The following is a 26,065-nucleotide window of genomic DNA, read 5'->3' as shown; positions in this document are numbered from 1 at the left end:
TAGAATGTCCGGCTATTTTTTAAGAAATGAAAGGTAAATTTAAAAAAATAATATTAGCTTATTCCGGAGGTTTAGATACCACCGTAATTCTTCATTGGCTAAAAAAGACTTATTCTGCAGAAGTTATCGCTTTTACTGCTGATCTTGGACAGGAGATTGATACACAGAAGGTTGAAGAAAAAGCTATTAGAATTGGAGCAGCCAATATTCATATTGAAGATTTAAAAAATGAATTTGTAAAGAATTACATTTTTCCTATGTTTAGATGCAATACCGTTTACGAAGGTGAGTATCTTTTAGGGACATCTATAGCAAGGCCACTAATAGCAAAAAGGATGGTAGAAATTGCGAATGATACTGGAGCACATGCCATATCTCATGGTGCTACTGGAAAAGGTAATGATCAAATTCGCTTTGAGCTTAGCGCTTACTCTCTTAGTCCTAATATACAAGTCATAGCTCCGTGGAGGATTTGGGACTTCAATTCTAGGTCTGATCTTGTTAATTATTGTAAACAAGAAGAAATAGAAGTAGATAAAAAAAGTGAAAATGACCCTCTATATTCTATGGATGAGAATATACTTCATACTTCATACGAAGGCGGCCCATTGGAAGATACAAATACTATTCCACCTGAAGACATGTGGCTAAGAACACAAAATCTGATGAATACTCCAAATGAACCTTCATTAATTAAAATTGGTTTCAAAAATGGTGATCCAATCTCCATAGATGATAGCAAGTTAGAGCCTGGAGATTTACTTCAAAATTTAAATGAGTTAGCAGGAATGCATGGAATCGGTAGGTTGGATTTGGTAGAGCATAGATTTACTGGTATGAAATCAAGAGGTTGTTATGAAACTCCAGGTGGAACAATCTTATTAAAAGCTCACAGGGCAATAGAATCAATAACGTTAGACGGAGAAGTTATTCATTTAAAAGATGAATTAATGCCAAAGTATTCAAATTTAATATATAACGGTTTGTGGTGGAGTCCTGAGAGGATCGCTTTACAAGCTTTTATTGATAAAACCCAAGAATATGTTGAGGGAAGTGTAAGTTTAAAATTATTTAAAGGTAATATTGAAGTATTGGGTAGAGAATCTAATTTTAGTTTATATGATCCAAAGGTAGCTACATTTGAAGATGGTGCGGATACTTTTAATCAAGAAGATGCCTCAGGCTTTATAAAAATCAATGCAGTGAGATTAAAAGCTATCGCTAAAAGAAAAAAAGATTAAGAAACTCCTAATTTCTTTTGTAGCTTAGTATTTGAAGTGGTGTATCCGAAAGGCACTTTTTCTCCAGGATTTAATCTTTTATATGCATGCTGAACTGCTAAGGTGGTTTCATGGAAACCGCATAAGATTAGATCTAGTTTACCAGGGTAGTCATTTATGTCGCCCACAGCGAATATTCCAGATTCACTAGTTTCAAATTTTTCTGTATCTACCTTTATTTTGTTATCCTTTAAGTCAAGGCCCCAATTTAAAATTGGACCTAATTTTTTGTTCAACCCAAAAAGAAACAGTATCTCATCTGATGAAATTTCTTCTATTTCTTTAGTTGCAAAGTTTTTAATCAGAGCGCCAGTCGCTTTTTTATTTCCTATTATTGATTCAATTACAAAAGGAGTTTTAAGATTAATTTTTCCTAAATGAACTAAATCCCTCATCTTCTTTTCAGTATTTGGTGCCCCTCTAAATGCATCTCTTCTGTGAATTAAGGTAATAGATCTACAAACTTCAGCTAATTCTACTGACCAATCTAATGCAGAATCACCTCCACCAAAGATAAGAAGATCTTTATCCTGATACTTATCCCTTTCTTTTACGGAATACTCTATTCCTTTTGATAAAAATTTGTCTGGATCTTTTACACTGGGCGGTCTTCTTGGTTCAAAGGAACCACCTCCAGCGGCTATAAATATATTTTTAGTTCTAAAGAGGCTGTCTTCAGACGTTATTACTTCCCAACTATCATCATCTACTTTTTTAATTGAATTGACTCTTTGATTTAGATGTAAGTTGTAATCAAAAGGTCTGATTTGTTCTAGTAATGCATTTACATGCTCCTCTGCTGTTTGAATAGCAACTCCAGGAATATCATATATTGGTTTCTCTGGATAAAGTTCAGAACATTGACCACCTGGTTTATCTAAGTTGTCAATAATCTCACAATGTAGTCCCAGCAACCCTGCTTCAAATACAGTAAAAAGTCCTACTGGACCTGCTCCTACAACTAGAATATCTGTCTCTATTACTTTCTTCATTTCTTTATTTTACTTGCATACCTGCTAATGCTCCAGAGTCTGGAGAGAGAAGAAAGATTCCGCTTTCGTCCTCTCCGCATGCCAAAATCATTCCTTCCGAAGTTCCAAATCTCATTTCTCTGGGTTTAAGATTTGCAACACATACAAGCTTCCTTCCAATTAAATCCTTGCTTTGGTATGATTTCTTTATACCAGCAAAGACTGTTTTTTTTCCTAATTCACCTAAATTAAGATTTAATTTAATTAATTTATTTGCATCTTCAATATCTTCTGCTGATTCAACTATTGCAACTCTTAAATCTATTTTCATAAAATCTTGAATCTCTATTTCTTCCATTTTTATCCTTTCGCCTCTTTTTCAATTGATTTTAGATTATCTTCTGTAATTCTATTAATAAGTGGTTCATAGTTATTAATCCTTTTATCCACAATAATAGAATTTATGTCCTCCCAAGTTTGTAACTTTAAGTTTAAAAAATTAAAAGCACCATTGGTAATTTTAGGAAGAATAGGATTTAAATATATAGAAAGTATTTTAAATAGATTCAAAGTGGTGGTGCATATCGCTTGAACTTCTTGAGAAGATGGATCTTCTTTAATTAAGATCCAAGGTTTTTTTGAATCAAAATACTGATTTGCTTGGTCAGCAAGTGTCATTATTTCTTTTACAGCCTTGCTATAGAGCCTCTTGTTATATAGTTCATCTAATAAATTACTTTTATTTACAAATGATTGCACTAGTTCAGGCTGGTCTAACTTTCCAGAAAGTTTATTATCAAAATTCTTATTTATAAATTTAGCACTTCTACTTGCTATATTGATGTACTTACCAACTAGATCAGAGTTTACTCTTTGTCTGAAGTCTTCATAATTCATATCAATATCTTCAACGCCATTACTTAGTTTGCTAGCAAAGAAGTATCTTAAATATTCAGGTTCTAAGAATTTTAGATAAGCTTTAGCTAAAATAAAAGTTCCTCTAGATTTAGACATTTTTTCTCCATTCACAGTAAGAAAGCCATGTACATGAACTCCATTAGGCATTTTATACTCTCCAGCGCTCAACAATGCAGGCCAAAAAAGGGTGTGAAAGTACATGACATCTTTACCAATGAAATGATAAATATTAAATTCAGATTTTATTCCCCATACATCATCTAAATTAAAGGACGAATTGCTATTCTTTAAGAAATTCTTTGTGCTTGCTATATATCCGATAGGAGCATCTAACCATACATAAAAATATTTATCTTTATAACCCGGTATTTGAAATCCAAAGTATGGCTTATCTCTGCTTATATCCCAGTCTTTAAGTTCTCCAGATAGCCATTCATTAAGTTTATTAATTACTGATGTTTGGATGTCAGATTGATTTAACCAAGAAACTATTTGTGTTTTTAATTTAGTTAATTGAAAGAAAAGATGCTCTGACTCTTTAAGAGTAGGTTTTGTATCAGTTAATTGAGAAATTGGATCCACTAACTCGCAAGCATCATATGTAGCGCTGCAAACTTCACAATTATCGCCATATTGCTCTTTTGCACCACAAGAGGGGCATTGACCTTTTACATATCTATCAGATAGGAACATATCTTTAGTTATATCAAAAAGCTGCTCTATATTTTTTTTTGTTATTAGTCCCTTTTTTTCTGCAGATTTAAATATTTTTTCAGAAAGCTCTTTATTTTCTTCGCTGTGAGTTGTGTGATAATTATCATAAGAAATAAGAAATTTAGATAATTCCTCAGTATGCTCTTTATAAATATTTTGAATGAGCTCATCTGGTGTCAAGCCTAACTCTTCAGCTTTAAGCATTATTGGAGTTCCATGAGCATCATCTCCAGCAACAAATAAACACTCATGCCCCTTTAATCTCTGAAAACGAACCCATATATCTGCTTGGATATGTTCTAATAGATGACCTAAATGAAGAGGTCCATTAGCATATGGTAAAGCGTTTGTTACTAGGAATTTTTTTAAATTTTCTTTGGATGACATTTGCGCCTAGGCTTATATAGAATAGAATAAGAATTTTAATTATACCGGATTATATTTCAATTTTATGCCAGAAAATTCAAATGCACTTAGAATTCCAGAAACTTTATTAAAGGTTAAGTCTTTAATTGGAGTATTTTCTGCAAAAGGAGGCGTAGGTAAATCCATGATCTCTTTAAACTTAGCTAAGTCACTGAATGCTTTGGGTCACAAGGTTGGCCTAGTTGATGGAGATATTTATGGGCCAAGTCAAGCAATTATGCTTGATGTTGCAGAAAAAACAGTTGAGGTGAAGGATCAAAAAATGCTTAAGCCTTTAATGGTAGATGGAATTAGCTTTATGTCTATGGGCCTTATTTCAAGTGATCGTATGCCAGTAATCTGGAGAGGCCCAATGGTAAGTGGAGCAATTATGCAACTTTTAAGCCAAACCGAGTGGGGCAGTCTTGACTATCTTATAATTGATACACCTCCAGGCACTGGTGATATTCAGTTAACTTTAATGCAAAGGTTGCCTTTGACTGCTGCCATAGTGGTTACTACCCCAGAAGAAGTTTCTATATCAGATACACGTAAAGGTATAGAAATGATTAATAAACTCTCTATACCAATTTTAGGTTTAGTAGAGAATATGAGTTACTTTAATTGTAATAATTGTGATGAACGTCATTATATATTTGGAAAAGGAGGAGGGCAGAAATTAGCTACAGAATATAATTTAGACTTATTAACATCATTTCCTTTATTAAACTCTGATGAGAATAAAAATATATTGCAAAATTCTATATGCAAAGAAAATTTTGCTAAACTAGCAGAATCCGTTCGACAAGAAATAGGTAATTTAAGAACAACACAAAATGAGGAGATACCCCAGACGACATTAAAATGATTGTGCTAAGAAATAACTTACTTTTTCTTTATATTTTTTTAATTTCCTCTTCGGGGACTATGGCAGCCGAAGAAGACCCTTGGCAGGTTATGAATGAAAATACTTATAATTTTAATGAGGCTATGGATGCAACAATTGCTACTCCTTTGGCTAGAGGATATCTCTATGTAACACCTGAAATAGTTCAGACAGGAGTCACTAATTTTATTTCTAATGTAGAAGATGTAAGTATCGGAATAAATAATATTTTACAGGGTCATTTTAAACTCGGGATAATGGACTTTACAAGGGTGATTATTAATAGCTCTTTAGGCATTGGAGGTTTATTTAACGTTGCCACTTCTTTTGGCTTAGAAAAACATGACGAGGATTTTGGTCAAACTTTAGCAGTCTGGGGTGTTCCTGCTGGTCCTTATATAGTCTTACCTCTTTTAGGCCCAAGTACGCTAAGAGATACATTTGGAAAAATACCGGATAGTTTTGTTAGCCCAACATTAGCTTTAGATGATGACAGGACTAGTTATACATATACTTTTATAGATTTAGTAGAAACAAGGGCCAGATATTTAGGTTTTGATTCTTTAATCATAGGAGATAAATACACATTTATGAAAAATGCTTTCTATCAGCAAAGAGCTTTTGATATAAGTAATGGTATGATGAAAGATGAATTTGATGACTCCGATGAATTTGATTTTTAATTCTTAACGGGCTTTTAGTTTTTCTGAAATAAAATCTGTGTGATCTATATACAGTAGACCTGCAATCTTTCTTATTAAATGTTCTTCATATTTATCAAGACTATTATCAGCATATGCTATTTTCCACATGGTGTTGATTAGCAGTAATTTCTCTTTGTAATTTAGATTGTCATTTAATGGTTTTGTATATTCATAAAGAGATGTGCTGTTTTTAATGCTTGCTTCGCTTTCAATTATAAGTGATTCAACTATCTGTTCTTCTAATCCATAGACTTCTTGCAAACAAGAGCGTAAAGAATTTATTTCATCTTTTTCCAAGGTCTTGTCGGCGTATGCAGTTTCTATAAGTAATGCAGCACAAGTTATATTTACATCTTCTTGAGTATTATTATCATAATCATCAGTTTCTAATTTACTAAAAATATTTCTTATTTTTTTAATCATTTTTATGTTTGTATCATTTCTTGTATTAATTTTAAAGGATTTTCTTGATAGGCTAAATTTGCAAAAAATTTTCTATTCTTTTTAGCTTGCTTTGTGCCTTTATATAAACCCATCAAATGCTTAGAAATATATTGTAAATTTACACCATTCTTGTATTGTTTTTCCATATATGGAAAAAGTTTTAGTAATATTTCACTTCTAGAAGTTTTCAAAAAAGTGTCCCCATATATTTTTGAATCTACATCTTTTAAAAGGTACGGGTTCTCATAAGCCTCTCTTCCAATCATCACTCCATCAACATAATTAAGATGCAGTTTGCACTCTTCAAGAGTTTTTATTCCACCATTTATGATTATCTCTGTATCAGGTAATAAATTTTTTAAATCATAAACTGCGCCATAATTAAGAGGCGGTATCTCTCTATTTTGTTTTGGATTAAGGCCCTTAAGCCATGCCTTTCTCGCATGAATGATAAAAGTCTCCACTCCTTCGTCCTTGCAGCTAAAAATAAAATTTTGTAGATCCTTCTTTTCGCACATTTTGTCTACTCCGATCCTGCATTTGACGGTTACTGGTATATCGCAACTATTTTTCATCGCCTTTAAGCATTTTGCTACTAAAGGAGCATTCTTCATTAAAATAGCTCCAAATGAACCATCTTGAACTCTCTGACTTGGACACCCTATATTAAGATTAATTTCTTTGAAACCAGACTCTTCAGCAATTTCCGCGCAAAGTGATAACTTTCCTGGATCAGATCCTCCTACTTGAATTGCAAGAGGGTGTTCTTTTTTGTCGTAAGATATTAAATTTCTCTTTCCATGAATAATAGCATTGGCATGTATCATTTCTGTATAAAGATATGCTCTTTTGGTGATACATCTTAAGAAATACCTTTCATGACAGTCAGTCCTATCCATCATAGGAGCAACACAAAATCTACGAATCATTAAGATGTATGAAGGGGCAATGCATAATAGTCAAAAAATAGATACATAATTATGGTGCATATCACCAAAGTCAAAATCATCACAGGTAAACCTTTTTGCGCCCATTTAAGAGGAGTAATTGCCATATCAGGATTACCTGTTGTTTTAGCTAGTTTCTCTGAAACAGTAACTATATATACATTTGCTGTAGAACCAATATGAGTACCATTACCACCCATACCAACTCCTATTGCAAGACACCAGCATAATGCTGCAATATTTACACCTACAGCTTCTAATGAGGCAATGATCGGAATCATAGCAGCAGTAAATGGGATATTATCTATGGCTGCTGACATGATAGCTGCAACCCACATTAATGCGATACAAGTCATCATGAAGTTTTCCTGAATAACTTCGCCTGTTACCGGGTCAATCAAGAAGGGAATTATAAATTGACCTAGGTATTCAAGAAATTTACTTCCTTCTACTCCACCAACTATCATGAATAACGCAACAAAAAACATTAGTAACGGTATTTCGTGAGTCATATCTTTCATTACATCTGAAAATTCTATTTCCTTAGCAAGAATAGTTAAAAGAATTAAACCTGTACCGGCAACCATCCATGGTTCCCAATCTATTTTGTTATGGATGATAAAGAGAATTACCATTAATCCTAAAATTGAAAGTGATTTATTCCACAAGGTTTTATCCTTATAAGGAATTGAGTCTTCGAATTTACCCTCAGGTACAATTGCCAGTTCTTCTTTAAATAAATATCTCATAAAGAAAACTGTTGCGATCCAAGCTACAAAAACTATTGGAAACATTTTGTAAGCAAATGGCATAAATGCGATATCAAATGCTGATCCAATCATTAAGTTTGGAGGATCACCCACTAAAGTAGCTACACCTCCAGTATCTGACAATAAAGCTGCCGCCATTAAATAAGGAATTGCACTAACCCTCATTTTTTGACAGATCAATACAATTAATGGTCCAAAAATTACAACGGTTGTGACGTTATCAAGTAATAATGATATGACCGTTACAGCTGTGCCAAGTAGGGCAAGAAGCATAAATTGCCTGCCTTTTGCTACCTTTCCTATATTAGCTGCAAGAACTTCAAAGCCGCCTGAATTTATCATAATCGTTACAACAGCCATCATTGAGCCAAGAAGGAATACTACATTCCAATCTACCGCTTTAAAAGCTGCTTCTGGGGAGTAGAAACCATACGATTGACCAACCACGAGCATTACAGCAGCTCCTGCCATCGCTACTTTTACTCTGTGAAATCCATGTACTGTTTCTGTAAAGATACCAACAAAGCTTAATACGAGTATTACGGCCGAAACAAACATTGATTCTGACATTACTAATTCATGCATAATAAATCTTAGTATTAGTTTAAAAAAATTCGTATAAAATAATTTATACTCTAAAATACAACAAAAAAAAATGATTTTATACCATGATAAATCTATTTTCATCCCTGAAAATATTAATACTTCGAATAATCAAAAAATATTCCTAATAATAAGAGGGCAAGAAGTTTTAGAAGATGGTATTTCTGGGCAAGTTGCACTCCTAGCAGAAGATGACTTAAAGTGGTCAAGTTTAGAATTACTTTCCGAACATTTTCTAGGATACTTAGACGATAAAGCTCTTTATGCAGCTGAATTATCACAATCAAGTAACTTACTCGATAATACTAAGATGTCTACCATGTATGCTCTTCTAGGAAGAGTTGCGGATTCTCTGTTTACCGCTTTGTCTAGAGCAGTACAAATTGTTGAATGGTATAGATCAAATCAATATTGTGGTAAGTGCAGTAAAAGTCTTCAAGAGGATGAGAAGGAAAGAGCAATGAAATGTTCTTGCGGCAACCTGGTCTACCCTAGAATATCTCCTTGTGTAATAGTTTTAGTTACTAAAGGGGAAGAATTACTTCTTGCGCACAATAAGAATTTTCCAGGAAATTTTTTCAGTACTCTAGCTGGTTTTATAGAACCTGGCGAATCTGCTGAACATTCCCTAAGACGCGAGGTTTTAGAAGAAGTGAATATAGAGATTGAGAATATTATTTATTACGGAAGTCAGTCTTGGCCCTTTCCCAGTCAGTTAATGCTTGGATTTCATGCCGAATTTAAATCTGGAGATATAAAACCAGATGGCCTTGAAATTGATAAAGCAGATTGGTTTAATTATCAAAATCTTCCTGAAGTACCAACAGGTAACATCTCTATTTCTGGACAATTAATTGAATCCTATATCAAGAGCTTGGGATAAATTATCAACTTTGGTTTCTAGGGTCATTTGAAGCCATACCCCAGTCAGAAGCTCTCTTCGAGCTCTCTGTATCATTGATAGAGTCAAGTTTATTAGATTCTTCTTCAGTATTTTTAATTTTTGTCTTTTCTTCAGATTTATTTTCAGTAATATCGTCATTTTTTGTCAGAATTTCTTGCTGACTTAATACACCTGTATTTACTGAAGAGGGCATTTCAGTTGACCTGGGATCATTATCTGCCTTACCAAAATCCTTAGGTTTTTTTGATGTTTTACTAGAAGTAGATCCCTTAGAATTTACGTTCTTTATTGAATTATTTTCTGGCTCTATCTTGTTGCCATCAACCTCTTTAAGGATTTCTTCTGTGTTTCCTGAAGCAGGTATTTCTTTGAATCTAGGGTCATTGGACGCTTGACCCCAATCCTTAGGTTTTTTTGATGTTTTACTAGAAGTAGATGCCTTAGAATTTACGTTCTTTATTGAATTATTTTCTGGCTCTATCTTGTTGCCATCAACTTCTTTAGTCTTTTGCTTAACAGGCTTTCTAGGGGTAGTGCTTTTATTTGCACTTTGTTTATCTTTAGTATTTTTTGGATTATTTGGTCTATTTTTTGCTTTTTCAGGGTTTAATTTTTTACTATCTTCTTTTTTATTAGCAGAAGCTTGTCTATTCTTATTTTGGTTACTAGTTTTGTAGTTAGTTCTTCTATTCTTATTTTGGTTGCTAGCTTTTCTTGGCTTAGGAGACGGAGGCGTTATAGCTTTTTTCTTAAAAAGATTATCTATTAGCCTTCCAAAAAAACCTTTATCTTTTTTTACAGGCCTTGCTTTTTGCACAATATCAACGGCAGCTACTTCCAGTTTTTTTGGTTTAATATTTTTTTTCTTTTCTGGTTGTTTTACGTTTTTATCTTCCTTATCCTCTTGAGGAACCTTATTATTTTTAGCATCATTGATTCTTATTCTTGTAACTTCATACCTATCATCTTCTCTTGTTTGATCTGCTTTTATAACTATCCTTATACTTGCCTTTTGTTCTATTTCATTGATTCTAGATCTTCTTTCATTCAAGAGATAAACAGACATCTCGGGAGAAACTTTAGCTCTTATCTCTAAGCTATTTTCTTTAGCTGACTCTTCTTCGATTCTTCTGAGAACAGCTGTTGAAAGACTATTTATATCTTGTTGCCATCTTTCTTGAAGAGAAGGTCTTAATCTTTGACGAGACATTTCAATTAATCCAAACCTAGAAATTCTTCCTATTTGTATTTTTGCTCTATCCATTTCAACTGATTCCCAAACAGCTTCCTCGACTTGTCTTTTATGTTTTAAGGAAGTCATGTCTATGAAATCTATAACTATCAAGCCTCCTATGTCTCTAAGGCGTAACTGTTTTGCAATTTCTTTTGCTGCTTCTAAATTAGTCTTAACAGCTGTATCTTCAATATTAGATCCTTTTGTAGATTTTGCTGAATTTATATCAATTGCAACAAGAGCTTCTGTTTGATCAATACAAATTGAGCCACCACTTTCTAAAGTAACCTCTCTTTGTTGGGCTGAATCTATTTGAGGCTCTATCTGGTATTTACTGAATAAAGGGGTTGTTTCAGTATAATGAATTATTCTGCTTTCATATTCAGGCATTAGTTTACATACAAAATCTAGTGCTTTTTCATGAGCTTCTTCTGAGTCTATCAACACTTCTTTAATATCATCTCTTAAGTAATCTCTTAACGATCTCGTAATTAAATCACTTTCACGATAAACCAAGAAAGGAGCCTTCCTTAATTGATTCGCCTCAATAATGGCATCCCATACGTTTAATAAATATTCTAGATCCCACTCAAGTTCATTTTTTTCAACACCTTTTGCAGCTGTTCTAACTATAAGCCCCATTTTATCTGGAACTTCTAGAGCTCTAATACTTGCTTTAATTTTATCTCTTTCTTTCGGATCAAGATTTCTAGAGATGCCGCCGGCTTCTGGATTATTAGGCAGTAAAACAATATAGTGCCCAGCCAGTGTTATGAAAGTTGTTAGGGCTGCACCCTTATTTCCTCTTTCCTCTTTTTCAACTTGTACTATTATTTCTTGACCTTCTTTTAAGCAGTCTTTTATTGAAGAATTTCTTGAGAACTTTCCCTTAGGAAAATACTGTGGAGCTATATCCTTCATTGGAAGGAATCCATGTCTTTCAGCGCCGTAATCAATAAAAGCTGCACCAAGGCTTTGCTCTATTCTTGATACTCTTGCTTTGTAGATATTCGCTCGTTTTCTTTCATAGCCAATTTGTTCTAAATCAAAGTCATATAGGCTTTGTCCATCAACTAGGGCTAATCTCAACTCTTCTGGTTGAGATGCATTTATTAACATTCTTTTCATTTGTTTCCTTTATATTTTTATAAAGAAAGTAGTTTTTTACTAAAGACCTAAAAGATATTAAATTAATATTTTTTTAGATATATTTTAATGAACGTATTACCTTCTATTTTTTTTGCCACGTTCAAATAACAAAAAAATTCCAAATCCCTTGAGGGCTTTTTTATGCCCTAAATATCCTACTTTCTTTCAATTTTAATTAAGTTTAAAGTTAAAATTTCATTACTTTTAAACAAAATCTCCGAGCAAAGTACCACAAATAGCTAAATAATCAAAGTTTATGAATACAAAGGCTTTATAATTCTGTTATGGAATTTCAAAGAGTAAGTAAAGAGTCTGTAGATGCAGATCATGATGGTATGCGTTTGGATAACTTTCTTATTTCGTTACTTAAAGGTGTTCCTAGATCAAAAATATATTCTATTATTAGAAGAGGTGAGGTTCGCGTTAATAGTCTTAGATATAAACCTAAGCAAAGAATATCTTTAGGGGATATAGTTAGAATTCCCCCTATAATCAAAAAAGAGGACCACCAAATTCTGCCAAGTGAAAATCTAATAGAATTAATAAAAAGACAAGTTATTTATGAAGATAGTAATCTTTTGGCATTAAATAAACCAATTGGCATAGCAAGTCATGGAGGTAGTGGCATATCTTTAGGATTAATAGAAATCGTAAGACAAATTAAACCCGCCTATAAGGCCATACAATTAGTCCACAGATTAGACAAAGATACATCTGGGTGCATCCTTTTAGCTAAGAAGAAAAGTAAATTACGAGAACTTCATTTACTTTTAAGACAAAAAAAAGTTTCTAAAGACTATGTGGCTATTACAAAAGCAGGCTGGAAAAAGAATGTTACAGAAGTTACTGTTGATCTTGACAAGGTTGGCAGTATGTCGGGGGAGCAGAAAGTAAAAGTTGTAACAGAAGGAAAATTTTCTACTTCTCTTTTTAAGGTTCTAAAACAAGATAATAATTTAGCTTTAGTAAATTGTTCCATAAAAACAGGAAGAACCCATCAAATAAGAGTGCATTGTGATTTTCTAGGCCATCCTATAGTTGGGGATAGAAAATATGGAAATAAAATTTTTAATAAAGAGATGGCAATTCAAGGGCATAAAAGAATGATGTTGCACGCAAAATCTATAAGTTTTCCTAGTTTAGATATTGGATTTCAAGCAGAAGAACCAAAAGAGTTTATTAATTTAGCCAATAAAATTAAATGAAAGATTTGAATTTACTTGAAATAGAATTTCCTAGTGTAGTAAACGTTGAAGTAGATTTAATGATTAAGGCAAGTTCTATAGATAATAATAAAGAGCGTGTATCAATAGCCTTAGTAATTAATAAAATAACAGAAGATAATTTTTCTATAAAAGGATCAATAAATCTAGATTGTAAGGATTATTGTAGCAGCTGCTTAAAGACTATTAATCTTCCATTGTCACTTGAAGTAAGTGTCACTGTTTTAGAAAAAAATCTTGAATTTAAGAATGAAAGTAATTTTGAAGAAATCCATTATCAAGATCTAAGTTGCTTTTCAATTGAAGATTTAGTGCAAGAAGAAATTCAATTAAGCTACCCAAATGGAATTTTTTGTGAAGATCAAAAGTGTAAAGAGAAACACCTTTCCGCTATAAAAAAAGAGAGTCCTTTTAAAAAACTTAAAGACCTTCTTTAAGATTTCATTTAAAATGCTTTCAGGAGAAATAAATGGCTGTTCAAAAAAGTAAAGTATCAAAATCTAGAAAAAGGCAAAGACGCTCTCATCATGCCTTAAAATCACCTACTCTATCGACGGATAGTATTACAGGTGAGCGTCATTTAAGACATCATATGACCAAAGATGGCTTTTATAAAGGCAAGCAAGTCATAGAACTTAAGGTAGAAGAGGAAGCAGAAGAAACGCCTTAACATTCTCAATGATATTGGAAAACACTTCTATAGTCTTTCCAGGACAGGGCTCTCAGAGCCTTGATATGCTGTCTGATTATTTTGATGAGTATGTCTCTTTTAAAGATGCGTTCGAAGAGGCATCTTCGATAATCAATGTTGACTTAATTAATTTATTAAAAGATGGAACCTCTGAAGATTTAGCAAAAACAGAGATAACTCAACCTTTAATGCTTGCTGCTGATATTGCAATCTGGAGACAAATTCCATTAGAGAATTTATCTAGCATAAAATTTTTAGCAGGACATTCTTTAGGTGAATATTCTGCTTTAGTAGCATCGGAGGTTATAACTTACAAAGATGCAGTATTTTTAGTCTCTAATAGGGCTAGATTAATGCAGGAAGCAGTTCCGGAAGGTGAAGGTGGAATAGCAGCTATTTTAGGTCTTCCTTTTGTAGATATTAAAAATATATGCCAATCTATTTCTAAAGATCCAAAAAATCTAGTAAGTCCTGCTAACTTAAATTCACTTTCACAAACAGTCATTTCAGGAACCAAGCTCGGAGTAGAGTGCGCGATAGTTGAATTAAAAGAAGCAGGAGCAAAGAGGGCCTTATTACTCCCCATGAGTGTTCCTGCACATTGCCAGCTTATGGAAGGAGTTGCGGATGAATTTCTAAGTTTTTTAGATGGTGTTTCTTTTCAAGAACCAGTAATTCCGGTAGTGCAGAATTTCAATGCAAGCATTGCAAAAGATTTAGCCTCTTTAAGAAATAATTTACTATGTCAGATATTCAGTCCGGTTAATTGGGTAGACACTATACGATTTTTTGAAGAACAAGATATTGAACTCATAATAGAATGTGGTCCTGGAAAAGTTCTAACTGGATTAAATAGACAAATTTATAAAGATGCTAATAATTTTGCACTAGAGAAAGTATCTTCTTTTAAGGAATTATTCATAGATCATGTCTGAACCTAAAATAGCTATAGTAACAGGAGCCACTAGAGGTATTGGTCAAGCAATTTCTTTAGCTTTGAAGAGTTCTGGAATAAAAGTTATTGGCACGGCAACTACTAAAAAAGGTGTTGAAGATATAAATGCAGCAGGTTTTATTGGTGCGCTACTCAACCTAACTGAAAGTAATAGTGTGGAAACCTTTTGGTCGGAAATTAAAGAACAATATCAGACAATTAATATACTTGTGAATAATGCCGGTATTACAAGAGATAATTTACTTCTTAGAATGAAAGAAGAAGAATGGCATGAGGTATTGAATGTGCATTTAACTGGCGCTTATCGAATGTGTAAAATGGCAAGTAAATACATGATTAAAAATAAATGGGGTAGGATAGTCAATATATCTTCAACCTCAGCATCTCTTGGGAATGCTGGCCAAGCTAATTATTCTGCGGCAAAAGCTGGACTTGAAGCCCTAACTAGAACAATGGCAAGAGAATTTGGAAGCAGAAATATTACATCAAATGTTGTTGCGCCAGGCTTCATATCTACAGATATGACTTCTTATTTAACTGAAGAAGAGCGTCTAGATCTTCTAAGGCAGATTCCTCTAGAAAGGTTCGGTAAACCAGATGAAGTTGCTGAATTAGTTAACTATTTAATTTCAGAAGAAGCTTCTTATATTACAGGTCAAACTATTCACCTTAATGGAGGCCTCTATATGTAATTTATAAGATAATATCTTGACTTTTCATTAAAAATATAGCGAATGTTGATGCAATTAATCAGGAACTTGATACTATCACGTTTTTTTATAGATAGAATTACATAATCCTAAGTGGGAGAACCATAATGAGTGTAGAAGAAAGAGTTAGAAAAATTGTTTGCGAACAGTTAGGAGTTACTGAAGAAGAAGTGAAAACTGAGGCATCTTTTGTTGATGACTTAGGAGCTGATTCATTAGATACAGTTGAATTAGTTATGGCTTTTGAAGAAGAATTTGAAATTGAAATACCCGATGAAGAAGCTGAAGTAATCGCTACAGTAAAAAATGCAGTTGACTACATAACCAATAATTCCTGATTTCTCTAGGATTAAAGATTTTCTTTAATCATCCAATAAATGAATGGTAATAGACAAGTTGTTGTAACTGGCTTGGGAATTGTTTCCCCTGTGGGGTCAGAATTATCAACGGCCTGGAGTAATATTCTATCTGGTAAAAGTGGAGTAAGCATTATTGATCAATTCAATACTGATGAATTTGCAACTCATTTTGCTGCTTCCGTCAAAGATTTTAATACTGAGGGTTATATAAATCCAAAAGATCTAAGAAGAATGGATTTATTTATTCAATACGGAATAGTGGCTGCAGCTAATTCTATTTCCGATTCAGGACTTAATGATAGTGCTTTAGATAAAACAAGAATTGGGGTTTCTATTGGATCAGGTATTGGAGGTCTTTCAACGATAGAAAACAATAAAGTCCTATTAGAGGCAAAAGGACCAAAAAAAATATCACCTTTCTTTGTCCCTGGGTCTATAAGTAATATGGTTTCAGGTTATGTTTCTTTATTAAATGGATTTCAAGGACCTAGCATGTCTATAGCTAGTGCATGTTCAAGTGCAAGTCATTCCATAGGATATGCTGCAAGATCAATTGCCTATGGGGAGTCAGATATTATTATTACAGGAGGGGCAGAAATGGCTATATCTCCATTAGGTTTAGCTGGATTTAATGCAGCTAAAGCTTTATCAACAAATAATGAGAATCCTCAACAAGCTAGTAGGCCATGGGATAAGGACAGAGATGGTTTTGTGTTGGGTGAAGGAGCTGGTTGTTTAGTTTTAGAAGAATTGGGCCATGCTAAAAAAAGGGGAGCAAACATATATGCAGAGATTATAGGCTTTGGTATGAGTTCAGATGCCTATCATATTACGTCACCACCAGAAGGTGGAGAAGGGGCTGCGAGAGCCATGGAAAATGCAATTAAGGATGCTCAAATCGATGCCTCTCAGGTTGATTATATAAATGCACATGGAACATCGACTCCTGCAGGTGACATAGCAGAGACTCAAGCAATTAAAAGTGTATTCGGTCAAGATCCATCAGATTTTATAGTTAGCTCTACTAAATCAATGACTGGTCATTTATTAGGAGCTGCTGGAGCAGTGGAAGCTATTTTTTCAATTTTATCTATACGAGATAACATAACTCCCCCCACAATAAATTTAGATAATCCTGATGAGCAATGCGATCTTAATTATTCTGCTAATGAAGCTACCGAGACTTCAGTCGATATTAGTATTTCAAATTCATTTGGTTTTGGTGGCACCAATGCTTCTCTAGTCTTTAAAGAATACTAAGTGCAATTTAAAAAAACTACTTATCTCTCCATAGTTTCTTTAACTTTAATTCTCTTTGTATTGATATATATTCTTAAATCTTTTAATTCAGAGCTAGGTCTTAATAATAAAATTTTAACAATTAATTCTGGTGACAACCTTAAAACTATATCTTCAAACTTGGAAAAAATTGGTGCTACAAGACATACACTTCTTGTAAATATATATATGCGAATTAGTGGGAAGGAAACAGAAATAAAAACAGGTGAGTATCTTTTAAAGCCGGATATGAATTTGTTAAGAATTTTGCATGATATTTCTTTGGGCAATAATTATTATAGGGACATCAGAATTAAAGAATCTTCTACCTTTAAAGAACTAATCGCAGAGTTAAGAAACTCAAAGGGTTTGGTTGATGATTTAGGGAGCAATCCAGAAGCTTTTCTTAGTGAATTTCTGGCTCCCTTTTCTTTGGAAGGAGTATTTGCTCCTGAAACTTACTTTTATAAATATGGAGATACTTATTCTAATCTTCTAAAAAGAGCATTTGATAGACAAAACTTAATTGTAGATAAATATTGGGAATTAAGATCGATGGGGTTACCTTATGAATCTAAATCTGATCTCCTTATACTTGCCTCTATTGTAGAAAAGGAGGGAGAAGAAAAAGAGCTAATTGCAGGAGTTTTTTTAAGACGACTACTAATGGGAATGAAACTTCAAACAGATCCCACGGTGATCTATGCTATGGGAAATAATTATCATGGTAATATTACCAAAAAAGATTTGAGGATGCAGCACCCATATAATACATATTTTATTAAAGGACTACCTCCAGGACCTATTTCTTATCCTAGCCAATCATCTATTCAAGCCGCGTCTATATTAAACGATGAAGAGTATTTATATTTTGTTTCTAAAGGCGATGGTACGCATTACTTCTCAAAGTCCTATGAGGAGCATTTAAAGGCGGTAAAAAAATATCAATTGGGTCAATAATGGATGCTAAATTTATTACTTTAGAGGGGATAGAAGGTTCTGGAAAATCTACTGCAATAACTTATATCAAACAAGTTCTTAATAATAATAACATACCTTTTATTGCAACAAGAGAGCCCGGAGGAGGGCCTAATGGCTCAAACATAAGAGATGTTTTATTACATAGAGACAATAAAATCACACCTATAACTGAATTATTATTAATGTTAGCAGATAGAGTGGACCACGTAGAAAATGTCATAAATCCAAATTTAAATAAAGGAATATGGGTAATTTCTGATAGATATTTAGATTCTACAATTTGCTACCAGGGCGGAGGAAGAGGAATATCTCAGGATATAATTATGTCCATCACTTCAAGGTTGGATTTACCTACCCCTGATTTAACTCTTTTATTTGATTTATCAGTTGATGAAGCTCTAAAGAGAGTAAGATCTAGAGGTGGATTGGATAGATTTGAACAAGAGTCAAAAGATTTTCATCAAAGAATCAGGTTAGATTATCAGAGAATAGCTCGTGAAAATAAAGATCGTATTCGTATTATAGATAGTTCTAAAGAACAAGCTGATGTGCAGGAAGTAGTTTCTAAATTAATCTTTGAATTAGTTTAATTAAATGAAGAATCCAGCTATCTTTCCTTGGTTTGATAATACTATTAAAGCTCTCCAGGATAAGAATTTAAGTCACGCATACTTAATATCAGGCAATGAAGGCTTAGGGAAAATAGATTTTTGTAATCTTTTTGCTCAATCTCTTCTTTGCTCTAATAGAGATAATTTTTTCCCTTGCGAAAAATGCAAGTCTTGTAAATTGTTTATAAGTCATAACCATCCAGATTTATATTTAATTTCTAAAGAAGAGGATAAAACCTTTATATCTATAAACCAAATTAGAGATATTCAGTCTAGTGTTTTTGAAACGGCATTTATGGGTGGAAGTAAAGTTTTCTTAATTAATAGATGTGAGTTAATGAATTCCGAAGCATCAAATTCTATGTTAAAAATTCTGGAAGAACCTCCAAAGAATACCTTCTTTATCTTGACAAGTAATTCTTCAAAATCAATATCTTTAACAGTAAGAAGCAGGTGTATAGAAATGCAAATACCCAATCCTTCTGATGCTCAAATTATAAATTGGTTGGATCAGACAGATCTTAATAGAGATGAATCATTAAAGATATTAAGTCTCAATAGAAAGAATATAAGCACTTTAATTAAACAGGATAATTCTCAGATTTTAGAAGACAGGCAATCATTTATTAATGAAATAGGGTTATTTATTAAACAAGGACATAATTTATTAGAGGTATCATCCTCCTGGTCTAAAGAACCAACAAGCCTTACTTTACATCTAGATTGGATGAGCAGACTTTTAATGGATGCTCTGAGATTTAAAACGGGAAGTAGTTTGATCCAAGTTCAGGAAGACTCTAAAATAATTAGTAAATATTTAGCTCAAAAAGTTACGCATCAAGTCCTCTGTTCTCTTCTATTCAGCACTAATTCACTGTGGAATCTTTTTAAAAATGGAACTAGTCTAAAACCAGATTATCATTTGCGCAGTTTATTGATTGACTGGGGACAAAAGCTTAATATCTCAACTCAATGAGTTTTGTATAGTATAGTCTAAGAAATTATTTTGAATTAGGGAGCAGGGATGATAGAAATCTGGTCAAAACCTCAGTGTGTATTTTGCGATAAAGCTGTTAATTTATGTAAGATTAAGGATTTAGAATTTAAAAAATATATGTTGAATGAAGATTTCACAATGGAGGATTTATTGGATAAATTTCCTCATGCTAAAACTTTTCCACAAATAACTCAGCATGGCAACTATGTTGGTGGATATACAGAATTAGAAATACTTTTAAAAAAATAATCTAAATTATTAAATGAATACATTATCTCAAGTACTTGATTTCCTTACATATTATTTAGTTGACCAATACTGGTTTCCTGCTCTACTTATAGGTACGGGCATATTCTTTACTATATATTTAGGTTTCCCTCAAATTAAGTATTTTCGTCATGGTTGGAGCATTCTTACTGGAAAATATATTAAAGAAGATACAGTTGGAGAAACTACTCCATTCCAAGCCCTGACTACAGCCTTGTCTGGGACCGTTGGAACAGGAAACATCGGCGGTGTCGCCCTCGCTATTTTTCTAGGTGGGCCGGCTGCAATTTTTTGGATGTGGGTTACTGCTTTTTTAGGCATGACCACAAAATTTGTGGAAGTGACTTTGGCACACAAATATCGAATTAAATTACAAGATGACTCAATAGCTGGTGGCCCTATGTACTATATAGAGCATGGCCTTAATATGAAATGGCTGGCAGTACTCTTCTCCATTTGTCTTTTGTTGATGTGTTTAGGCACTGGCAATATGCCTCAAATAAGCAGTATTGCAGTAGTTATGAAGGATACTTTTGAGATTCCAAAAATAATGACAGGTATTGTCTTAACTATTCTTCTCTGGTTAGTAATCATTGGGGGGATTAAGCGAATAGCTTTAATTGCTTCTAAACTAGTTCCTTTCATGGCTTTTTGGTATTTAGTTGGAGCTTTTGCGGTGATTATTTCAAATTACGATAACATTCTTCCTTCATTCCAAAATATCTTTGTGCATGTCTTTACTCCTACAGCTGCAGTAGGAGGTTTCTTAGGAGCGAGTGTTGCTGCAGCGTTAACACGAGGAGTGAATAGGGGGCTTTATTCAAATGAAGCAGGACAAGGATCTGCACCTATTGCTCACGCCTCGTCTAAGACAGAAAACCCAATTGAAGAAGGTATTGTTTCAATCTTAGAACCCTTTATTGATACTATTGTTATTTGCACTATCACCGGATTAGTAATTTTATCTTCAGGTGTCTGGACAGAGAAATTTGAAAATAGATTTGAAGCCAGCTCTATGTACTTTGTAGAAGGGCAGTTTGATCTAGAAGATCCACAATCTATAAAACCTTTGCAAAATTTTATCACAGGCGCTTCTAGTGATATTGAGTTTACGGGCAACATTCCAATAAAAAATGGTGTTCTTAATACTTCAAAAGTTACCCTTATTCATAACAGGTCTATTGCTGAAGATGTCACATTCCTTGATTCTTCTACTGGAGAAGTATTTTCAGGATCTATTTTTGTAGACGATGGAAAAATTATGGACGTTGGGAATTATGATGTTGATGGAAAGTCATTACTACTTGGAGCAGATTTAACCAGTAAAGCATTTTCTAGAAGTATATTTGGAAATTTTGGTCAGTATATTGTAGCAATAGGTCTACTTATGTTTGCCTTTTCTACAGTAATTGCTTGGTCTTATTATGGCGATAGAGCAACTGCTTACTTATTCGGCGAAGGTTGGATACTTTATTATAGGATAATTTATGTTAGTGCTTTTTTTCTTGCTTCCATTATTGATACTAAAATTATTTGGGATATAGCTACCGTCATAGGTCCAATTGCAACTATTCCCAATTTACTGGCTTTAGTCTTATTAAGAAAAGAAATGAAGTCTATAGATTCAGGCTATGTACAACCTAAGCAGAAGTAAAAAAGGAATGATTCATAAAATAGTTTTTTAAAAAAGGACAGGGGTTTTAAGTATTCTAATTTAAAATATTAATTCCTTCTTAAAAAGTAATTAATTAGTTACATTAAATGATTAATTAAAAAGGGTATAATTTTAGTTCAGTAATGTTTTCAAAATCAAATAAGTTTTTGCTCTTATTCCTCTTTGTAGTTACGGATGGAATTTATGCTGATATCTCTTCAAATAAGGAAACTGCAGCAGTCGGTGAAACCATCACTCTGACCTGGTCTTCTTCGGCTTCGAGTTGTGCGGCTTTTGAAGACTGGTCCGGTAGTAAATCCGGTAACGGCAGTGAACAAGTTGAAGTGGCAAAACTGCAATGGAATGTCTATGGGATTACCTGCGGGGGAGTTAGTGAGTGGAAGTACGTTTGGGGAATTGAGTCTACTTCTAGTAGTCCTGTAACTGATTCTACTACTTTTAATGGCTTTCAAATAGGTGAGACTCTTACTCTAATAGACTATCCAGAAAGTACCCCTGATCCTCAAACTACTTATCAATTGATCTATACCACCAGCGATGGAGTGTTGACGGCTAATTTAGATGAAGGAGCCCTAGATTTAAATAACTTAGAGAAACTTTTTACACCTTTCTCGGATGGCTTATCTCCAACACTGAGTTTGCCATTAAGTAGTATCCCGTCTGCTGGAAGTGGCACGGTAACGATTGCCTTAAAACTATACGACGGCAACGATGCCACTCAAAGTGGTTCTGAAAGATTGCTGCAAACTTCGGCTACGGTAGACTGGAGTTCTGATGGCTCTATGGTGGATCTGGATCTACCAACACAAACCCTTACCATTGATTATTTCACCGCAGAGGGCACGGTCATTGAAAGAACTTATCAGAGTCTTTCATCCAGCTCTACAGTCTTGTCCGTAAGTAACAATTTAGACCTCAATTTAGCCTTTTTTGATCTGGTTAACCCAGGCAGTTTGGATTTAACCGGTTACATGACAGAGGGCACTTATTTCTACTCAATTGAAATTACTGGAATTGATTTCGTCGATACTGACAGCATAGCCTTTACTACCATGCAAGGATATTTCAATGTGTTAAATGTATTAGAAGAGTCTTTGACTAGCCCGGATACATCAACTACTACTTCAACAGAAACACCTGAGGTAACTGAAACAGCTACAGACACACCAACAACAACTCCGACTACAACGACACCAGCGACCACTTCTCCTGTTGTAACTACTCCTGCAGTCATCGCGCCTACGGACTTTGATCTCGAAGCCGAAGATGGTGGTTCTGATTTCCTCTCATCCTTTTTTGGCGGATTTATTGATTTCTTAACACCAGCAGACACAACTACAGAGACATCAACTGTAACTCCGCCGGCGATCACAACCGTCCCAACACCAGCAGACACAACTGCTGAGACTACAGAGACATCAACTGTAACTCAGCCGGCAATCACTTCTCCTGCTGTAACTACTCCTGCAGTCACTGCACCTACGGACTTTGGTCTTGAAGCCGAGAGTGGTGGTTTTGATTTCCTTTCATCCTTTTTTGACGGATTTGTTAATTTCGCAACACCAGCAGACACAACTACAGAGACATCAACTGTAACTCCGCCGGCGATCACAACTCCGACTACAACCACTCCAACACTAGCAGACACAACTGCTGAGACTACAGAGACTACAGAGACATCAACTGCAACTCCGCCAGCGACCACAACTGCTCCAACACCAGCTGACACAACATCAACCACGAGTTCATCTGATACTACAACGACCACGACACCAACAGATACAACATCTTCTAGCAGTCCTTCAACTGACTTAGGAAGTTCTACAAGTTCATCTTCTGTTATTACTACTCCTGAAGTTATTCTTCCTTCAGCAGACCAGGGAGGTTCAGTCATTGGAACTACGCAAGGTGGGGGCGTATTTAATTTCTTTGATTTTTTTGCAGGTACAGACTCTTTTGTAGATACAACCGCAACAACAGATACCTCAACCGATGCAACCACAACAACGGATACCCCAACCGATGCTACCGCAACAACGGATACCCCAACCGATGCAACCGCAACAACCAATACACCAGTTGTTTTACCAGCAAATATGTTTCCTGAAATTTCAGGATTGGCTTCGAGTGTTACTGTTGATGAAAATCAAACTTCAATAGTAACGGTTTCTGCTTCAGATGCGGATGGAGATAATTTAACCTACAGCCTAAGCGGTCTAGATACTAGCTCTTTAAGTATTAATTCATCTGGAGTACTTACTTTTAACTTAGCTCCAGATTATGAAACTAAGACCAGTTATTCTATTACTATCAATGTAAGTGATGGAAGTGATACAACCAGCCAGAATTTAACAATCAATATAGCAGATGTAGATGAAACACCTGCTCCGGCACCAGTAGAAAATTCATCAGTTGGAACTTCAGGTGACGACACTTTTACTGTTGAAAATAAAACTGGGAGCTTTGTAGAAAATATCTCGGGAGGAGAAGGCAATGACACCTTGGTAATCAACTATGGAGGAATTAATAATTTGGGTGGTTTTGCTAATTTCTTCCAAGACTATCCAGATGGATCTTACAAATTAGTAGATCCTAACGGTGGTACAATAATTTTTTCTGGAATAGAAAACATTAAGGTAGGAGATTACACCTATACCACATTGGAGACTTCTGCAGGGAAGGTCTATTGGAATAGCGATGAAAAAGTTTTTTACATGGCCTATGATTTAGATGAGGATGGTTGGCTTGTAAACACTCAATATGGAACATTTACAGGAGACACATTCAATGGAGATAGACTTGAAACTGACCATATAACTAACAACCTATCCCCAGATGATCCTTTGAAAATAAAAGGATTTGATGGTTCAGATTCGATAGGTATTAGTAGTGAAACCCCCCCCATTTCTTTTGGAAGTGGTAGAGGAGAAGATTTAGATCGCTCTATCTACAGTCAGAATGTCAATATAGATTTAGGTAAAGGCAACGATATAATTAGTAATTTAGGATTTAAGAACGGTGACGTAATTAATCTTGGTCCCGGGGGTGATATTTTAAGAATAAAAATAACAGGTACAAACGGTACACCTTTCTTAAACGCTTTAGATCTTTCTTTAGTGGATGGAGGGCCTAATGGATATAGTGGTGGGTTTAATGAGCCAGTTAGAGATGTTTTAGATTTCAGATTTTTGTCTTCATCCGATGGTCTAGATTTACATCCAGCATTTGGAGGAGCAACTAATTTTGAAGATATAATTGGCACCTCTGGAAATGATACAATCACAGGAAATTCTTCCTCCAATAAGTTAGAAGGAATAGATGGCAATGACAAAATTTATGGGTATTTAGGTGATGATTACTTAATTGGTGGAAATGGTGAAGATATACTTTACGGCGGAGGGGGAAATGATACTTTATCTAGTGGGGAGGGAGAAACTACCTTAGATGGAGGTTCTGGGAAAGATTTTTATGCTCTTGGTTCAGGATCAGATACGATTGTGTTAAGACCTGGAAGTGGGTCTTCAGATTTTAATGAAATTAGTCTAGGAGCATTTGAGACCTTTAGGCAGAGACCAGATAACCCAAGAATTATACAAACTGATACAGCAAATGGCTTTGAAGATGGAAAAGATATAATAGGATTAAGCGGAATTCAAATTTCTGACCTTTCAATAGAACAAAGCGGGGATGATGTCCTAATTAGATCAGTTTCTTCAGGGGAATATTTGCTCTTGTTGCTTGATGAAGATTCTTCATCTATTAGCGCTTCTGATTTTACCTCAGTCTATGAACCAGATTCTTTTGATCAAGCACCGGCTCCTAATCAAGAGCCTACAATTTCAGGATTGGGTGATAGCATAACTGTTGATGAAAACCAAACTTCAGTGATCACTATTTCAGCTTCTGATCCAGATGGAGATAGCCTAAGTTATTCACTTTCAGGCAATGATAGCTCATCATTCTCTATTGATTCTACTGGAGTAGTAACGTTTAATTCTTCTCCTGATTTTGAATCACAGTCATCTTATTTTATAACCATAAGTGTTAGCGATGGTACAGATAGTGTTAATAAAAGCTTTACCATTTATATCAATAATATTAATGACAATAATCCGGTTATATCAGGACTATTGTCTTCCGTTTCTGCAGCCGAGAACCAAACTGCAGTCACTACGGTGTCTGCTTCTGATGCGGACGGGGATTCTTTGTCTTATAGCTTAACTGGAACAGACGCTGGATCACTGAGTGTCAATTCTTCTGGAGTCATCACTTTCAATACATCTCCGGATTATGAGACTAAGACCAGTTACTCCATCACCGTTAATGTAAGTGATGGAAGCAATACTGCCAGTCAAGAAGTTACTGTAAACATAACCGATGTGGAGGATG

Annotated in this window: 22 protein-coding genes and 1 pseudogene; 17 read left to right on the top strand and 6 right to left on the bottom strand. The window is 34.4% G+C overall.

Features of this window, described 5'->3' with window-relative positions:
- Positions 1-26: 26 nt before the first annotated feature.
- Positions 27-1,241, top strand: coding sequence for an argininosuccinate synthase (locus tag P8J93_06735; protein MDG2061491.1), 1,215 nt, complete (start codon positions 27-29; stop codon positions 1,239-1,241).
- Here P8J93_06735 and P8J93_06730 read toward each other — a convergent pair.
- Positions 1,238-2,272, bottom strand: coding sequence for an NAD(P)/FAD-dependent oxidoreductase (locus P8J93_06730; GenBank protein ID MDG2061490.1), 1,035 nt, complete (start codon positions 2,270-2,272; stop codon positions 1,238-1,240). The two genes, P8J93_06735 and P8J93_06730, sit on opposite strands and share 4 nt — an antisense overlap.
- A gap of 4 nt (positions 2,273-2,276) precedes the next feature.
- A pseudogene (gene metG, locus P8J93_06725) lies at positions 2,277-4,270 on the bottom strand (methionine--tRNA ligase).
- A 64-nt stretch (positions 4,271-4,334) separates the two neighbouring features.
- On the opposite strand from metG, the gene P8J93_06720 reads away from it, so the two are divergent.
- Together P8J93_06720 and P8J93_06715 are read left to right on the top strand one after the other, a co-directional pair.
- Complete coding sequence (locus tag P8J93_06720; protein MDG2061489.1) at positions 4,335-5,156, top strand: Mrp/NBP35 family ATP-binding protein; 822 nt, start codon at positions 4,335-4,337, stop codon at positions 5,154-5,156.
- 59 nt (positions 5,157-5,215) lie between these two features.
- A complete protein-coding gene (locus P8J93_06715; GenBank protein ID MDG2061488.1) occupies positions 5,216-5,857 on the top strand; it encodes a VacJ family lipoprotein in 642 nt (213 codons plus the stop codon).
- Positions 5,858-5,860: 3 nt separating this feature from the next.
- Here P8J93_06715 and P8J93_06710 read toward each other — a convergent pair whose 3' ends face one another.
- The 3 genes from P8J93_06710 to P8J93_06700 are packed head-to-tail and all read right to left on the bottom strand — an operon-like array spanning position 5,861 to position 8,624.
- The gene (locus tag P8J93_06710) at positions 5,861-6,301 is read right to left on the bottom strand and encodes a TerB family tellurite resistance protein (protein ID MDG2061487.1); all 441 of its coding nucleotides are present in this window, start codon (positions 6,299-6,301) and stop codon (positions 5,861-5,863) included.
- Positions 6,302-6,303: 2 nt separating this feature from the next.
- Positions 6,304-7,251 carry a tRNA dihydrouridine(20/20a) synthase DusA gene (dusA, locus tag P8J93_06705; GenBank protein ID MDG2061486.1) on the bottom strand — a complete coding sequence of 316 codons (948 nt, stop codon included), beginning with the start codon at positions 7,249-7,251 and terminating at the stop codon, positions 6,304-6,306.
- Positions 7,251-8,624, bottom strand: coding sequence for an SLC13 family permease (locus P8J93_06700; GenBank protein ID MDG2061485.1), 1,374 nt, complete (start codon positions 8,622-8,624; stop codon positions 7,251-7,253). The genes dusA and P8J93_06700 overlap by 1 nt, the downstream gene beginning before the upstream one ends.
- A 70-nt stretch (positions 8,625-8,694) precedes the next feature.
- On the opposite strand from P8J93_06700, the gene nudC reads away from it, so the two are divergent.
- Entirely contained in the window at positions 8,695-9,525 is an 831-nt protein-coding gene (gene nudC / locus P8J93_06695) for an NAD(+) diphosphatase (protein ID MDG2061484.1), read from the top strand.
- Between the two features lie 4 nt (positions 9,526-9,529).
- Here nudC and P8J93_06690 read toward each other — a convergent pair whose 3' ends face one another.
- Positions 9,530-11,908 (bottom strand): Rne/Rng family ribonuclease, encoded by a 2,379-nt coding sequence (locus P8J93_06690; GenBank protein ID MDG2061483.1) that lies wholly within the window; start codon positions 11,906-11,908, stop codon positions 9,530-9,532.
- Between the two features lie 305 nt (positions 11,909-12,213).
- On the opposite strand from P8J93_06690, the gene P8J93_06685 reads away from it, so the two are divergent.
- From P8J93_06685 to P8J93_06625, 13 genes are all read left to right on the top strand, one after another.
- Positions 12,214-13,134, top strand: coding sequence for an RluA family pseudouridine synthase (locus P8J93_06685; GenBank protein MDG2061482.1), 921 nt, complete (start codon positions 12,214-12,216; stop codon positions 13,132-13,134).
- On the top strand, positions 13,131-13,589 hold the full coding sequence (locus P8J93_06680) for a hypothetical protein (protein ID MDG2061481.1): 459 nt from the start codon (positions 13,131-13,133) through the stop codon (positions 13,587-13,589). Before P8J93_06685 ends, P8J93_06680 begins: the two co-directional genes overlap by 4 nt.
- 32 nt (positions 13,590-13,621) lie before the next feature.
- Positions 13,622-13,822, top strand: a complete 201-nt coding sequence (rpmF, locus tag P8J93_06675) for a 50S ribosomal protein L32 (GenBank protein ID MDG2061480.1) — start codon at positions 13,622-13,624, stop codon at positions 13,820-13,822.
- 8 nt (positions 13,823-13,830) lie between these two features.
- Entirely contained in the window at positions 13,831-14,778 is a 948-nt protein-coding gene (gene fabD, locus P8J93_06670; GenBank protein MDG2061479.1) for an ACP S-malonyltransferase, read from the top strand.
- Positions 14,768-15,490, top strand: coding sequence for a 3-oxoacyl-[acyl-carrier-protein] reductase (gene fabG / locus P8J93_06665; GenBank protein ID MDG2061478.1), 723 nt, complete (start codon positions 14,768-14,770; stop codon positions 15,488-15,490). Before fabD ends, fabG begins: the two co-directional genes overlap by 11 nt.
- A gap of 125 nt (positions 15,491-15,615) precedes the next feature.
- Positions 15,616-15,846 carry an acyl carrier protein gene (gene acpP / locus P8J93_06660; protein ID MDG2061477.1) on the top strand — a complete coding sequence of 77 codons (231 nt, stop codon included), beginning with the start codon at positions 15,616-15,618 and terminating at the stop codon, positions 15,844-15,846.
- Between the two features lie 39 nt (positions 15,847-15,885).
- Positions 15,886-17,127, top strand: a complete 1,242-nt coding sequence (gene fabF, locus P8J93_06655; protein ID MDG2061476.1) for a beta-ketoacyl-ACP synthase II — start codon at positions 15,886-15,888, stop codon at positions 17,125-17,127.
- Positions 17,128-18,105 carry an endolytic transglycosylase MltG gene (mltG, locus tag P8J93_06650; GenBank protein MDG2061475.1) on the top strand — a complete coding sequence of 326 codons (978 nt, stop codon included), beginning with the start codon at positions 17,128-17,130 and terminating at the stop codon, positions 18,103-18,105. It abuts the gene before it with no gap.
- Entirely contained in the window at positions 18,105-18,716 is a 612-nt protein-coding gene (tmk, locus tag P8J93_06645; GenBank protein MDG2061474.1) for a dTMP kinase, read from the top strand. Before mltG ends, tmk begins: the two co-directional genes overlap by 1 nt.
- Before the next feature lie 4 nt (positions 18,717-18,720).
- Positions 18,721-19,713 (top strand): DNA polymerase III subunit delta', encoded by a 993-nt coding sequence (holB, locus tag P8J93_06640; protein ID MDG2061473.1) that lies wholly within the window; start codon positions 18,721-18,723, stop codon positions 19,711-19,713.
- A gap of 48 nt (positions 19,714-19,761) precedes the next feature.
- Positions 19,762-19,983 carry a glutaredoxin domain-containing protein gene (locus P8J93_06635; GenBank protein ID MDG2061472.1) on the top strand — a complete coding sequence of 74 codons (222 nt, stop codon included), beginning with the start codon at positions 19,762-19,764 and terminating at the stop codon, positions 19,981-19,983.
- A 13-nt stretch (positions 19,984-19,996) separates the two neighbouring features.
- A complete protein-coding gene (locus P8J93_06630; GenBank protein MDG2061471.1) occupies positions 19,997-21,655 on the top strand; it encodes a sodium:alanine symporter family protein in 1,659 nt (552 codons plus the stop codon).
- Positions 21,656-21,798: 143 nt separating this feature from the next.
- On the top strand, positions 21,799-26,065 hold a 4,267-nt coding region (locus tag P8J93_06625; GenBank protein ID MDG2061470.1), incomplete at its 3' end, for a cadherin domain-containing protein.

The organism is SAR86 cluster bacterium, assembly GCA_029268615.1.
Lineage (GTDB): Bacteria > Pseudomonadota > Gammaproteobacteria > Magnimaribacterales > Magnimaribacteraceae > JAQWNM01.
The sequence above is the reverse complement of the archived record's forward strand: the minus strand, read 5'-3'. Positions and strand labels throughout refer to the sequence as shown.